General features: G+C 73.5%; 10 protein-coding genes. 5 read left to right on the top strand and 5 right to left on the bottom strand.

Annotated features, from left to right (window positions below):
- Positions 1–69 precede the first annotated feature (69 nt).
- Positions 70–1,743 (top strand): serine/threonine-protein kinase, encoded by a 1,674-nt coding sequence (locus tag AC3RJ9_RS06350; protein WP_049146952.1) that lies wholly within the window; start codon positions 70–72, stop codon positions 1,741–1,743.
- 116 nt (positions 1,744–1,859) lie between these two features.
- On the opposite strand, the gene AC3RJ9_RS06345 is transcribed toward AC3RJ9_RS06350, so the two are convergent.
- The 4 genes from AC3RJ9_RS06345 to AC3RJ9_RS06330 form a co-directional block, all read right to left on the bottom strand.
- A complete protein-coding gene (locus AC3RJ9_RS06345) occupies positions 1,860–2,204 on the bottom strand; it encodes a hypothetical protein (RefSeq protein WP_010078527.1) in 345 nt (114 codons plus the stop codon).
- An 18-nt stretch (positions 2,205–2,222) separates the two neighbouring features.
- Positions 2,223–4,088 carry a 2-oxoglutarate dehydrogenase, E2 component, dihydrolipoamide succinyltransferase gene (sucB, locus tag AC3RJ9_RS06340; RefSeq protein ID WP_036314088.1) on the bottom strand — a complete coding sequence of 622 codons (1,866 nt, stop codon included), beginning with the start codon at positions 4,086–4,088 and terminating at the stop codon, positions 2,223–2,225.
- Between the two features lie 98 nt (positions 4,089–4,186).
- A complete protein-coding gene (gene lpdA, locus AC3RJ9_RS06335) occupies positions 4,187–5,566 on the bottom strand; it encodes a dihydrolipoyl dehydrogenase (RefSeq protein ID WP_060973495.1) in 1,380 nt (459 codons plus the stop codon).
- Positions 5,567–5,681: 115 nt separating this feature from the next.
- Complete coding sequence (locus AC3RJ9_RS06330) at positions 5,682–7,214, bottom strand: leucyl aminopeptidase (protein ID WP_095694670.1); 1,533 nt, start codon at positions 7,212–7,214, stop codon at positions 5,682–5,684.
- Positions 7,215–7,447: 233 nt separating this feature from the next.
- On the opposite strand from AC3RJ9_RS06330, the gene AC3RJ9_RS06325 reads away from it, so the two are divergent.
- The 3 genes from AC3RJ9_RS06325 to AC3RJ9_RS06315 all read left to right on the top strand — a co-directional run bounded on the left by AC3RJ9_RS06325 (position 7,448) and on the right by AC3RJ9_RS06315 (position 11,225).
- The gene (locus AC3RJ9_RS06325; RefSeq protein WP_036336980.1) at positions 7,448–8,404 is read left to right on the top strand and encodes a PAC2 family protein; all 957 of its coding nucleotides are present in this window, start codon (positions 7,448–7,450) and stop codon (positions 8,402–8,404) included.
- A gap of 36 nt (positions 8,405–8,440) precedes the next feature.
- A complete protein-coding gene (locus tag AC3RJ9_RS06320) occupies positions 8,441–9,499 on the top strand; it encodes a DUF4192 family protein (protein WP_044659524.1) in 1,059 nt (352 codons plus the stop codon).
- A gap of 160 nt (positions 9,500–9,659) precedes the next feature.
- Complete coding sequence (locus AC3RJ9_RS06315; RefSeq protein ID WP_205805457.1) at positions 9,660–11,225, top strand: RNA polymerase sigma factor; 1,566 nt, start codon at positions 9,660–9,662, stop codon at positions 11,223–11,225.
- Between the two features lie 65 nt (positions 11,226–11,290).
- Here AC3RJ9_RS06315 and AC3RJ9_RS06310 read toward each other — a convergent pair whose 3' ends face one another.
- Positions 11,291–11,500, bottom strand: coding sequence for a DUF7455 domain-containing protein (locus tag AC3RJ9_RS06310; protein WP_002858172.1), 210 nt, complete (start codon positions 11,498–11,500; stop codon positions 11,291–11,293).
- Positions 11,501–11,752: 252 nt separating this feature from the next.
- Here AC3RJ9_RS06310 and AC3RJ9_RS06305 point away from each other — a divergent pair, with 252 nt between their 5' ends.
- Positions 11,753–13,858 (top strand): DNA gyrase/topoisomerase IV subunit B, encoded by a 2,106-nt coding sequence (locus tag AC3RJ9_RS06305; protein ID WP_073116530.1) that lies wholly within the window; start codon positions 11,753–11,755, stop codon positions 13,856–13,858.
- Positions 13,859–13,922: the final 64 nt, after the last annotated feature.

Raw genomic sequence — 13,922 nt, 5'->3', positions numbered from 1 at the left:
CCGCCGTGACGCTCGGGGACATGCGGCACCCTGGGCTGGAACGGACGGCGCGGCGGAGAGGGGAGACCGATGCGGGACTGGGACGAGGCGGACGGCGGCGCGGCCGGACGCGTCGGCGGCGGGCCGGAGACCGAACCGGAGAGGTCGTCGGAGCCGGGCACGGCTGCGCCGCGCGCCCCGGGCTGGGAACCCGTCCGGCTGCTCGGCGCGGGCGCCCAGGCGGAGGTCTGGCTCGTCGAGGACGGTCGGGGCGTCCGGGCCGCCCTGAAGGTGCCCCGTGCCGGCGCGGCGCCGGATGCGCTGGCGGCGGAGGCGCAGGCCGGACGGGTCGCGCATCCCCATCTGCTGCGCGTGCTCGGCGTGGTGGAGACGGACCGGGGCCTCGGGGTCCTCACCGAGCACCGCGCGGCCGGCACGCTGCAGGACATGGTGCAGCGGGTCGGACCCCTGAGCCCGGGGCAGGCCGTCACCGTGCTCGTCCCGATCGCCCAGGCTCTCGCGTGCCTGCACCGCGAGGGGGTGGTGCACGGCGACGTGTCCCCGGCGAACGTCCTGTTCGGCGTCGACGGCAGCCCGGCCCTCGCCGACCTCGGCGTCGCCCGGGTGGTCGGCGGGGCGTCGGGGGCCGGGGCGACGCCGGGCTTCGCGGCCCCCGAGGCGCTCGCCGCGGTGGAGGGGGCCGGGGCGGAACCGGGGGCGTCTCCGGCGGTGGGGGCGCCGAGTGACGTCCATGCGTGGGCCGCCCTGGGCTGGTACGCGCTCACCGGTCGGGCGCCGGGCGCCGCCGGGCATCGGGCGCCGCTGCCCGTCCTGGTCCCCGAAGCGTCCCCCGAGCTCGCGCTGCTGCTCGATGCGGCGCTCTCCCCGGACCCGGCGGCGCGGCCGAGCGCGGAGGAGGCCGCCGCAGCCGTATACGCGACGGCCCGGCCCGAGCCGGTCCCGCTGGGAGAGGCCGCCCCCGCCGAGGTGGCGCACCTGCTGCCCACGGTGCTGCCGGGCTCCGGGCCCACGCGGCGACGCCGGGGACGACGCGCGGCTCCGAGACGGCGCGCGCTCGCGCGCCGACGGGGGGCGGCGCCACGCCGGGGCGTCCTCGTGGCCGCCGGGCTGGCCACCGCGCTGGCCGTCGGCGGCGGCACCGCCGGGCTGTGGTGGCCGGCGTCCCTGGGCGACGCGACGGAGGGGGCGCCGGAGCCGGCGGGCGCGGTGCCGGCCGGCACCTCGGTGGACGCGGCGCGCCCGGCGGACGGGACGCCGGAGAGCGGGACGCCGGCGAGGGTGCCGGACGCGGGTGCCCCCGGGGAGGACGCCGCCGGGGAGGACGCCGTCGACGTGGGCGAGGCGCTGGCCGCGGTCGGCCACGCCCGGACTGCCGCGCTCATCGACCCGGAGCCTGCGCGACTGGACGCCTACGCCGTGCCCGGGGGACCGGCGTGGGAGAACGACCGGGATCTGCTGCGCCGGCTGACGGACGAGGGGTTCGCCTTCTCCGGCCTCGAGGTGACGGTGGAGCAGGCCGGACCCGCCCGGCGGGCCGGGGACGACGCGCTGCGTGTCGACGCCGTGCTCCGGACGTCGGCCCACACCGTGCTGGACCGCGCGGGACGCGTGGCGGCGCATCGGGAGGCGACGGCCGAGGAGGTCGTGCTGGTCCTGCGCAGCGGCCACGGAGAGGGCCCCGAGGGGCGGGACGGCGGCGCGGCGGGTCGGACGTGGCGGGTCGAGACCGTCGATCCGCGCTGACCCCGGGCCCGGATCCAGCGCCGGAGGCCGGCGGTCCAGACGGGGGGACGCCGCGGGCCCCGGGGAGAAGCTCCCCGGGGCCCGCGGCGTGGTGCGGCGTCAGCCGCCTGGGCTGATCACTGCCAGAGGACGGCGACCAGGATGTTCACCAGGCCCAGACCGCCCACCGCGTGGGCCAGGCCCGTGGGCACGACCTCCCCGCGGTTGGACTTGCGGCGGCCGATCAGGGCGGCCACGAAGACGATGACGCCGATCAGGAACTTGACGCCCAGCTTCATGTGGTTCGGCTCCCCGCTCATGGCGAGGCCGAAAAGCACCACGCCGGAGACGATCATGCCCACGGAGCCCCACCACTGCGAGGTGGTGACGGTCGGGTTGCGGAAGTGCGCGAACCAACCGCCCACGATCGCTGCGGCGGACACGATGTGCACGGCCACCAGGATGCTGTGCAGGATATCCACAGTCCTTCTCCCTTTCCGTCAGAGACCCAGCTCGTTGGCGAACTCGCCGCCCTCGAGACGCTGACGCAGCGTCGTCAGGAAGCGGCCCGCGTCGGCCCCGTCCACCAGGCGGTGGTCGTAGGTCAGGGACAGGTACATCATGTGGCGGATGGCGATCGAGTCGTTGCCGTCCGCGTCGGTCACCACCATGGGGCGCTTGACGATCGCACCGATGCCCAGGATCGCGACCTGCGGCTGGTTGATGATCGGCGTGTCGAACAGCGCGCCCACGGAGCCGATGTTCGTGATCGAGAACGTGCCGCCCGAGAGCTCGTCCGGCGAGATCTTGTTCGTGCGGGTGCGCTCGGCCACGTCGGCGATCTTCTGGGCGAGGCCCGTCAGGTTCAGGGAGCCGGCGTCCTTGATGACGGGCACCAGCAGCCCCTTCTCCGTGTCCACGGCGATCGCGATGTCCTCGGACGCGTGGTACGTGATCTCCTTGTTGTCCTCGGAGAACGACGCGTTCAGCTTGGGGTGCTGCTTGAGGGCCTCGGCGACCGCCTTGGTGATGAACGGCAGGTACGTCAGGTTCACGCCGGCCTGCTGCTGGAAGGAGGCCTTGGCCTTCTTGCGCAGCTGCACGATGCGGGTGACGTCCACCTCGTGCACCTGGGTCAGCTGGGCGGACAGGTCGAGGGACTCGCGCATGCGCTGGGCGATGACCTGGCGGATGCGCGGCGCCTTCTCCACCTCGCCGCGGACCGAGGGGTCCACGGAGGAGCTCGCGGCCGGGGCGGACGCAGCGGCCGGGGCGGACGACGGGGCGGCAGCCTCGGAGGCCTGCTCGGCCGGAGCCTCGGACCCGCCCGCGGCGGCCTGCGAGGCCAGCGCGGCGGCGAGCACGTCCTGCTTGCGGATGCGGCCGCCGACGCCCGTGCCGCGGACCGTGGACAGGTCCACGTTGTTCTGGTGGGCCAGGCGGCGCACCAGCGGGGTCACGTAGCCCTGGCCGGGCTCGGTGGCGGAGGGCGCCTCGGCGGACTCGGCCTGCGCGGAGTCGCGCTCAGCGGACTCGCGCCGGGAGGCCTCCTCGGACGGAGACGCCTCCGGCGTCTTCTCCGACTTCTCGGCGCCGGCGGCCTCGGCGGCCTCCTCGGTCTCCTCGGGGGCCTCGGCCTCGGTCGCCTTGTCCTCGATCTCCTCGGCGGACGCCTCGTCCTGACCGGAGGAGCCCTCCGACGGGGCGGAGCCGCCGCCGGCGGAGCCGGAGCCGACGAGTGCGAGGACGGCGCCCACCTCGACGGTGTCGTCCTCCTCCGCACGGATCTCCAGGAGGGTGCCCGCCACGGGGGAGGGGATCTCGGTGTCGACCTTGTCGGTGGAGACCTCGAGCAGCGGCTCGTCGACCTCGACCTCGTCGCCGACGGACTTCAGCCAGCGGGTCACGGTGCCCTCGGTCACGGACTCGCCCAGCGCGGGCAGGGTGACCTCGGAGGCCTCGCCGCCGGCCGACGGGGCCCCGTCCGAGCCCTGGTCGGTGGAGGCGCGCTCCTCCGGAGCCGGCTCGCCTGCGGGCTCCTGCTGGGCGTCGTCCTGCTGCGCCTCCTCGACGGCGGGCTCCTCGGCCGCGGCGTCGTCCTCCGACGCGTCGGCGGAGCCGCCGCCGGAGCCGTCGCCGATCGTGGCCAGCGGGGCGCCGACCTCGACCGTGTCGTCCTCCTCGACCAGGATCTCCTCGAGCACGCCGGCCACGGGGGACGGGATCTCGGTGTCGACCTTGTCGGTGGAGACCTCCACCAGGGGCTCGTCGACGGCGACCTCGTCGCCGACGGCCTTGAGCCAGCGGGTCACGGTGCCCTCGGTGACGGATTCGCCCAGGGCGGGCAGGTTCACGGTTTCAGACATGGTTCCGATGCTCCTCATGAGGGGTGGGCGCCGGGGGCGCCCACCCGGGGTTGCGAGGTGGGCCCGACGCACGGGCCCGGGATGGTCAGTGCGGTGGGTCAGCTGTGCAGCGGGTGGCCGAACAGGGCCATGGCGGCCTCGCCCAGGGCCTCGTTCTGCGTGGGGTGCGCGTGCACGAACTGGGCGACGTCCTCGGGGTAGGCCTCCCAGTTCACGATGAGCTGCGCCTCGCCGATCTGCTCGCCGATGCGCTTGCCGATGCCGTGCACGCCCACGATCGGGCCGTTCTTCTGGCGGATCATCTTGATGATGCCGCCGGTGCCGAGGATCGAGGACTTGCCGTTGCCGGCCAGGTTGTACTCGGCGACCTCGACGTTGTCCTTGCCGAACTTCTCCTCCGCCTTGGGCTGGGTGTAGCCCACGGACATGATCTCCGGCTCGGTGAAGGTGACCTTCGGGATGTTGATGTCCTCGACGACCATCGGCTTGTTGCCGGCGATCTCCTCGGCCACGAAGATGCCCTGCTGGAAGCCGCGGTGCGCCAGCTGCAGACCGGGAACGATGTCGCCCACGGCGTAGATGCTGCCGACGCCGGTGTGCAGACGCTCGTCGGTGAGGACGAAGCCGCGGTCCATCTTGACGCCCTGCTCCTCGTAGCCGAGGCCCTCGGTGTTCGGGCCGCGGCCGACGGCGACGAGGCAGACCTCGGCCTCGAACTCCTTGCCGTCCGCGAGGGTCACCTTGACGCCCGAGTCGGTCTCCTCGACCTTGTCGAAGAACGTGCCCAGGTTGGTCTTGATGCCCTTCTTCTTGAACTCGCGCTCGAGGACCTTGATGATCGCCGGGTCCTCGTTGGGGACCAGGGTCTTCAGGCCCTCGATGATGGTGACGTCGACGCCGAAGGAGTTCCACAGGGACGCGAACTCGGAGCCGATGACACCGCCGCCGAGCACGATGGCCGACTTCGGGGTGTAGTCCAGCTCGAGGGCCTCCGTGGAGGTCATGATCTTCTTGGAGATGGGCAGGCCCATGGTCTTGGCCACGGAGCCGGAGGCCAGCACGATGTTCTCCGCCGTGTAACGGGTGCCGTCGACCTCGACCTCGTTCTTCGAGACGAGCTTGCCCTCGCCCTCGATGACCTGGACCTTGCGCATCTTCAGCAGGCCGGCCAGGCCCTTGTGCTTGCCGGCGACGATGCCGTCCTTGTAGTCGCGCACCTTCGCCATGTCCACGGACTCGAGGGTCGCGTTGACGCCGAACTTGGCGGCGTTGCGGGTCTCATCGGCCACCTCGGCGGCGTGCAGGTAGGCCTTCGTGGGGATGCAGCCCCAGTGCAGGCAGGTGCCGCCGACCTTGGACTTCTCCACGAGGGCGACGGACTTGCCGTACTGCACGGAACGCAGGGCTGCGGCGTACCCGGCGGAGCCACCGCCGAGGACGAGGACGTCGAATTCCTGAGCGGTTGCCTTGTCGGCCACGGTGTTGCTCCTTGGTGCTGGGGTCGGTGGATCGTGGTGGTGGTGCGTCACCGCCACCCCCGGCCGTCGGCGGCGGGCCGCGCGGCCGGGGACGCGGTGGACATCGGGACCAACCTTACCGGGCACGCCCCTCCATGAGACCCACCAGGGTCCGCACCATCACGCCGGTGGCGTCCTGCGGGGTGTAGCCGTACGCGGCCGACTCGTTGAAGGAGGGGCCGGCGATGTCGAGGTGGGCCCAGGGGGTCCGTGCGGCGGCGTCGCCCTCCGACCGTCCGGCGTCGACGAATTCGCGCAGGAAGGTGGCGGCGGTCATCATGCCGCCGAAGCGGTCGCCCATGTTGGAGATGTCCGCGACGCGCGAAGTGAGCGAGGCGCGCAGCTGCTCCGGCAGGGGCATGCCCCACGCGAGCTCCCCGGCCGCGTCGGCCGCGGCGACGACCTCGTCGCGCAGCGCGTCGTCACCCATGACGCCCGTGTGGCGCACGCCGAGGGCGACCAGCTGGGCACCGGTGAGGGTGGCCACGTCGAGCACCGCGTCGGGTCGCTCGTCGGTGGCCGCCACGAGGGCGTCGGCCATGACGACGCGGCCCTCGGCGTCCGTGTTCATGACCTCCACGGTCTTGCCGCCGTACATCGTGATGACGTCGGACGGGCGGATGGCGGTGCCCGAGGGCATGTTCTCGGCCAGCGCCAGCCAGCCGGTCACCTTCACAGGGACGTCCAGGGCCGCGGCGGCGCGCACGACGGCGAAGACGGTGGCGGCGCCGGCCATGTCCGACTTCATCGTCATCATCGAGGCGGCGGGCTTCAGCGAGATGCCGCCCGTGTCGAAGGTGATGCCCTTGCCCACCAGCGCGATGTGCGCGGCGGCGTCGGCCGGCGCGTGCTCGATGCGCACGAGCCGCGGCGGGCGGGAGGAGCCCTGGCCGATCGCGAGGATGCCGCCGAAGCCCTCGGCGCGCAGGCGGTCCTCGTCCCACACGTCCACGCTCACGGACGAGTCCGCGAGGTCCTCCGCGACGGCGTCCGCGAACGTGGCCGGGTAGAGGTGCGAGGGGGCCGTGTTCACCAGGTCGCGCACGGCGCAGACCGCGTCGCCCACGACGGCGGCCCGGCGCAGCACGGGGTCGGCGTCCGCGGCGGCGAGCGGGGTGACGACCTCGACCTCGCGGACGGGACGGGACGTGTCCGTCTCGGCGCGGGCGCGCTCGGACTTCTGGGCGGTGAAGGCGTACGCGCCCAGGACGGCGCCCTCGGCGACGGCGGCCAGTCGGGCCGGGGTGTCGGCCGGCAGGGCCAGGGCCACGGCGTCGGTGCCGGCCAGGGAGCGCACGGCAGCCCCGGCGGCGCGGCGCAGGGACTCGTCCGCGGCCTCGCCGTCGTCGTCCAGACCGCCGACGCCGGCCAGGACCAGCAGCGGCACCGGCACGCCGCCCAGGCCCGGCAGGCGATGGACCTCGTCCTCGGCGCCCCGCACGCCCAGCAGCTCGAACGAGGCCTCGAGGGCGGTGGCCGCCTCGGCCGGCAGCGCGTCCGTCAGGAGCACGGGGCCGTCCGGGCCGGTGCCCACCCCCACCACGAGGGCGGAGGCGGTCAAGTCCTCCAGGGCGCGGGCGGTCAGGGTCGGGCGGTCCAGGGTGATCACGGACGGGCCTCTCTTCCGGGGGTGGGGGATGCGCCCGGCGGGGTGGGCCGGGCCGTCCCGCGTCATCCTAGCCAGAGGGCTCGCGCGCCCGTCCAGGGCGCGCGGGCGCGGAATAGGAGGGTGCCGTGCCGTGGTTGACTGACGCCAGAGGACAGGGAGGGATCCGCGTCCGCCGCCATCCGGGCGGCGGGGACGGCTCTCCCGCAGACGGACCACCGGAAGGGGAACGAGACGTGCAGGACGCCGCGCCGCTGTACACCCGTCATGAGGGGGCGCCCGTGCCCCCCGGCCTGGGCATGCTCGTGGCCCTGACCGGGCACATGGACGCGGGCCGGGTCGCTCGGCAGGTGCGGGCCGCGCTGCACGAGCACCTGACCCATCGGACCGTCGTCTCCTTCGACGTCGACTCGATGTTCGACTACCGCGCCCGGCGTCCCCGGCTCCGGTTCGACCGGGACCGCTACCGTGATCTGCGCCTGCCCGCGCTCGAGGTGCAGCTGGTCGAGGACCTGCTCGGCCACCCCTTCCTGCTGCTGTCCGGCCCCGAGCCGGACTTCCGGTGGCAGGCGGTGACGGAGGCCGTGCTCGGCCTCGCGCAGGAGTGGGAGGTGGACTCGCTCACCTTCCTCGACGCGGCCCCGCTGCCCGTGCCGCACACGCGGCGGCTCGGGGTCACGACGCACGGGTCCCGCGCCGATGCCGTCGAGGGGCTGTCCACCTGGAGCCCGCAGGCGGACATCGTCGCGGGGCTGCTGCAGATGCTCGAGCTGCGCGCCGAGGAGGCGGACCTGCCGACGGCGGGCTACACCGTCCATGTGCCGCACTACGTGGCCGAGGCGTCCTTCCCCCAGGCGGCCGTGGCCGCGCTCGAGTACGCGGGGGCCGCCATGGGGCTCATGCTGCCCTCGGACGACCTGCGAGACGCCTCGCGGGACATCGAGGCCGAGCTGGAGCGCCAGGTCTCCGGGTCCGGGGAGATCCAGCAGATGATCGCCGGCCTGGAGCGCAACTACGACCAGAACGCCGAGGACCAGGAGCGGTCGCTGCTGGAGACCGAGCAGGGCCTGCCCGACGGGGACGAACTCGCCTCCGCCGTCGAGGCGTACCTCGCCGCGCGGGACGCCGGCGGCGGGTCCGCTCCTGCACAGGAGGACGGACCCGGCCGTCCGTCCACCGGCGACGGGGACTGATCCCACCGCGGGCGCCCGGTCGGCCAGGGTGGCGGCATGGAAGCCCCCACCTCACTCGACGTCCCCGTCCTGCCGGCCCGCGGCCCGGAGGACCTGCTCGCCTACGTCGGCCACGCCCTCGGGCGGTTGCCCGAGGGCAGCCTGGTCCTCCTCACCCTGCGCGACGGGCGCCTGCGCGCCGTGGTGCGGGTCGACCTGCCTCCCGAGGAGGTCGACGTCGGCGCCTGGGCCTGCGCCGTGGCCGAGGTGTGCCGGCGGGACGCAGCCGCGGACGCGACGCTCTGCCTCGCGCTGCCGGACGGCGCCCGGGCCACGCTCGCCCGTCCCGGCTGGGCCGCGGCGCTCGACGACGCCCTGGCGTCCGCGGGTCGCCCCCTGACCGCGGCCTGGACGTGCGCGCGGGGACGGGCGCGCCCCTGGTGGGGGAGCGGCGTCGCCGAGGAGGGCCCGCTCGACCCCCGAGCCGCGCCGCTGTCCCTGCACCTGATGACCCGCGGTTCGGTCTGGGACCGTGCAGCAGTGCCCGACCCGGTCCCGCGCCGCGGTCCCGCGGCGGCCCGGGCCGACGACGCGCGGTGGCGGCCTCCCGAGCAGGACGCGCCCGCGGCACGCCGCGCGTGGCTGGCGCAGTGGGAGTCGGTGCTGACCGGCGCGGCTCGTGACCGCGGCGCGCCCGCACCCGCCGTGCTGGGCTCGCCGCTGACGCGTCCGGCCTGGCGCGACGGCCTGCTGCTCCATGCCGCCGCGCCGTCCGGCGCGGCCACGGGGGATCCGGGGGACGAGGAACGGATCCTCACCGCGGCCTCGGGCCGGGCGCCGGCCTGGGATCGGCTGGACGCCCTGCGGGCGGGGCTGCGCGCGCTCGTGCCCGTCGCGACGCCGGCTGTGGCGGCGCAGGCCCTGGCGCTGGCCGGGTGGGTCGGCTGGGCCCGCGGCCACGGCTCCGACGCGGACGCCCACCTGACCGCGGCGGCGGCGCTGAGTCCCGGCGACCCGTTCGTCTCCGTCCTGCGACGCATCGTGGCCGCGGGGTGCGTCGCAGGCTGGGCGACCGACCCGGCCACCGCGTGGCGGCCCGACGGTGGCCGCCCATGAGAGAATGATGCGGCTTCACGACGGCACGGCCGACCGCAGCCCGTTTCCCGGGTTCGGAATAGATCGGTCTCAGCCGTCGTTGGCACTCACGGACCCTGCAGTCGGCGGGCCCGGACGACGTCGGTCGTCCGAGGCCGCGACTTGACAGGGTCACGTGTCTATGGACTGCAAGGATCCGCGGGTGGCCGCGGACGAGACGGAAAGGCCTCGAGTGACCACTTCGACGACCAGCGGTGTGCAGGACGGCAAGGAGACCACTGCCTCCGAGGCCACGACCACGCGCACCCGCTCCACGGCAGCCAAGAAGTCGGCAGCCAAGAAGTCGGCAGCCACGAAGAGCGCCACGACCAAGGGCGCCACGACGCGGACGACCGCGACGAAGTCGGCGGCGACCAAGACCGCTGCCACGCCGACGGCCAAGAAGAAGGCGACCCGGAAGCCCACCGCGGCCAAGACCACCGCCACGGCCAAGACCACCGCCGCGAAGAAGACCGCCACGACCGGGGGCAAGAAGGCCACCGCGTCCGCCGCCTCCGCCGAGCAGGCCGAGGACGACGAGGAGCTCGTCCAGGCGCGCGAGCGCACCGAGGCCGCGGACGCCGTCGAGGAGGACGTGGTGGCGGACGAGACCGCCACCGAAGACTCTGATGATGAGGACGCGGACGGCTCGGACGCTCCGGAGCGTCCGGCGATGGACGCGGAGGCCGTGACCGGCACGACGGCCGCCACAGGCCAGAAGGTGGCCCAGTCCAAGGGCGCGTTCGTCATGGACGACTCCGAGGACGACGCCCCGGTGCAGCAGGTGGTCGTGGCGGGCGCCACGGCGGACCCGGTGAAGGACTACCTGAAGCAGATCGGCAAGGTCGCCCTGCTCAACGCCGAGCAGGAGGTGGACCTGGCCATGCGCATCGAGGCCGGCCTCTACGCCGAGCACGTCGTGCAGCACGAGGCCTCCGACGACTACCGCGAGCGCCGGGACATCCAGCTGATCATCGCGGACGGGCGCAAGGCCAAGAACCACCTGCTCGAGGCCAACCTGCGTCTGGTGGTCTCCCTGGCCAAGCGCTACACCGGTCGCGGCATGCTGTTCCTGGACCTCATCCAGGAGGGCAACCTCGGCCTGATCCGCGCCGTCGAGAAGTTCGACTACACCAAGGGCTTCAAGTTCTCCACGTATGCCACGTGGTGGATCCGTCAGGCCATCACCCGCGCCATGGCGGACCAGGCCCGCACCATCCGCATCCCGGTGCACATGGTGGAGGTCATCAACAAGCTGGCCCGCGTGCAGCGGCAGATGCTCCAGGACCTCGGCCGCGAGCCCACCCCGGAGGAGCTGGCCAAGGAGCTGGACATGACCCCGGAGAAGGTCGTCGAGGTGCAGAAGTACGGCCGCGAGCCCATCTCCCTGCACACCCCGCTCGGCGAGGACGGCGACTCCGAGTTCGGCGACCTGATCGAGGACTCCGAGGCCGTCGTGCCCGCGGACGCCGTCTCCTTCACGCTGCTCCAGGAGCAGCTGCACTCGGTGCTGGACACGCTCTCCGAGCGCGAGGCCGGTGTCGTCGCCATGCGCTTTGGCCTGACCGACGGCCAGCCCAAGACGCTGGACGAGATCGGCAAGGTCTACGGAGTGACACGAGAGCGCATCCGCCAGATCGAGTCGAAGACCATGTCCAAGCTGCGTCACCCCTCCCGCTCGCAGGTGCTCCGGGACTACCTGGACTGAGTCGCAGCGGCATGACGAAGGGCCGGACCCCCGCGGGGGTCCGGCCCTTCGTCATGCCGGGCGCGTCAGGCGCCGGCGGTGAGGCGGTCCGTCTCGTCCTGCCACAGCGCGGCCTGGGGACGCAGCGCGTCCTCGACGGCGCGGGCGTGGTGGGCGCAGAACTGGAGGGCACCGCCCGAGTGCAGCACGGCGCGGACGTAGGCCTGCGCGCCGCAGCGGTCGCAGCGGTCGGAACGGGTGAGGGCGGCCGGCTCGGCCACGGCGGTGATGGACATGGTGTCCTCCTCGGGTCTCTCGGGGCTGGAGGGCGACGACGCCGGTGGGGCGGGTCGGTCCTCCTCTTGTCCCATGGAACAGCAAGGATGGCAGGGAACTTCCCCGCGCGCCCGCCCCGCACCCGCGTTTCGCCACCCGCGTACGCAAGCAGCCGGGCCGGGCTGCCCAGGGACGTCCGGCCCGAACCCTGGCGTGTCCGGCCCGCGGAGTAGGCTGGACCGGCCGCCGTCGTCCACCGAAAGGCCCGCCCCGTGCCCGCGAACACCGAGTACAACGCCCGCCACCTCTCCGTGCTGGAGGGGCTCGAGGCCGTCCGCAAGCGGCCGGGCATGTACATCGGCTCCACCGATTCCCGCGGCCTCATGCACTGCCTCTGGGAGATCATCGACAACTCGGTGGACGAGGCCCTGGCCGGCTTCGGGCAGTCGATCGAGATCACCCTGCATCCGGACGGCTCCGTCGAGGTCGAGGACAACGGGCGCGGCATCCCCGTGGACGTGGAGCCGCGCACCGGCCTGTCCGGCGTCGAGGTGGTGTTCACCAAGCTCCACGCCGGCGGCAAGTTCGGCGGCGGTTCCTACGCCGCCTCGGGTGGCCTGCACGGCGTGGGCGCGTCGGTGGTCAACGCCCTGTCCTCGCGCCTGGACGTGCAGGTGCTGCGCGGGGGCAAGGTCCATCAGATGTCGTTCCGGCGCGGGGAGCCGGGCCGCTTCCAGGACGGGTCGCGCCCGTCGCCGGACGCCCCGTTCGAGCCGTCCACGGACGCCTCGCCGCTGGACGTCGTCGGGAAGGCCAAACGTGGGCAGACCGGCACGCGCGTGCGCTACTGGGCGGACGAGCAGATCTTCGTGAAGGACGCGACGTTCTCCGCCGAGGAGCTCCAGGCGCGGGCGCGCCAGACCGCCTACCTGATCCCGGGCCTGCGGATCACGGTCAAGGACCTGCGCCGCCGACCCGGCACGCCCGGCGCCGACGGCCCGGTCGAGGAGGTCTTCCAGTACGACGGCGGCATCTCCGAGTTCGTGGAGCACCTCACGCCCGCCACCCCGGTGACGGACGTGTGGCGGATCCAGGGCTCCGGCACCTTCAAGGAGCGGGTCCCGGTGCTCGGCGAGGACGGGCGCACCTCCATGCAGGATGTGCAGCGCACGTGCGAGGTGGACGTCGCCCTGCGCTGGGACGTCGGCTACGGCACCGTCTTCCGGTCCTTCGTGAACATCATCGCCACGCCCAAGGGGGGCACCCACCAGTCCGGGTTCGAGGCGGCACTGCTGAAGGTGTTCCGCGCCCAGGTCGAGGCCAACGCGCGCCGGCTCAAGGCCGGGTCGGACAAGGTGGAGAAGGACGACGTGCTGGCCGGCATGACCGCTGTCCTGACGGTGCGGCTCGCCGAGCCGCAGTTCGAGGGACAGACCAAGGAGATCCTCGGCACCTCCGCGGTGCGGCGGATCGTCTCCCAGGTGGTGGAGAAGCAGCTGACCGCCCGCCTCACCTCCACGGCCCGCGCCCAGAAGCAGCAGGTGCACACGCTGCTGGAGAAGGTCGTCGCGGAGATGAAGTCGCGCATCTCCGCGCGCACCCACAAGGAGAACCAGCGGCGCAAGAACGCCCTGGAGACCTCGACGATGCCGGCCAAGCTGGCGGACTGCCGCAGCAACGACGTCGCCTCCTCGGAGCTGTTCATCGTCGAGGGCGACTCGGCGCTCGGCACCGCCAAGCTGGCCCGGTCCTCCGACTTCCAGGCCCTGCTGCCGATCCGGGGCAAGATCCTGAACGTGCAGAAGGCCTCCGTCTCGGACATCCTGGCCAATGCCGAGTGCGCGGCGCTGATCCAGGTCGTCGGGGGCGGCGCGGGGCGCAGCTTCGACCTGGACGCGGCCCGCTACGGCAAGGTCGTGCTGATGACGGACGCGGACGTGGACGGTGCCCACATCCGCACCCTCCTGCTGACGCTCTTCTTCCGCTACATGCGGCCCATGGTCGAGGCCGGGCGCGTGTACGCGGCCGTCCCGCCGCTGCACCGGATCGAGGCGGTGACCCGCGGCGTGAAGGAACGCGAGGTCATCTACACGTACTCGGAGCAGGAGCTGCACGCGACGCTCGCCCGCCTGGAGCGGGAGGGTCGCTCGTACCGCGAGCCGATCCAGCGCTACAAGGGCCTGGGCGAGATGGACGCCGACCAGCTGGCCGAGACCACGATGGACCCGCGCCACCGCATGCTCCGCCGCGTGAACATCGCCGAGGTGGAGGCCGCCGAGCGCGTCTTCGACCTGCTCATGGGCTCCGCGGTGGCCCCGCGCAAGGACTTCATCGTCTCCCATGCCGACGAGCTGGACCGCGAGCGCATCGACGCCTGACCCCCCACTTTCGTTCGGGAAACGGCGGCCCCAGGAGCGTCGTCGTTCGGGAAACGGCGGGCAC

The organism is Micrococcus sp. 63XJN7_6_ISO-PGPR-S23-444, assembly GCF_058072765.1.
The sequence above is the reverse complement of the archived record's forward strand: the minus strand, read 5'-3'. Positions and strand labels throughout refer to the sequence as shown.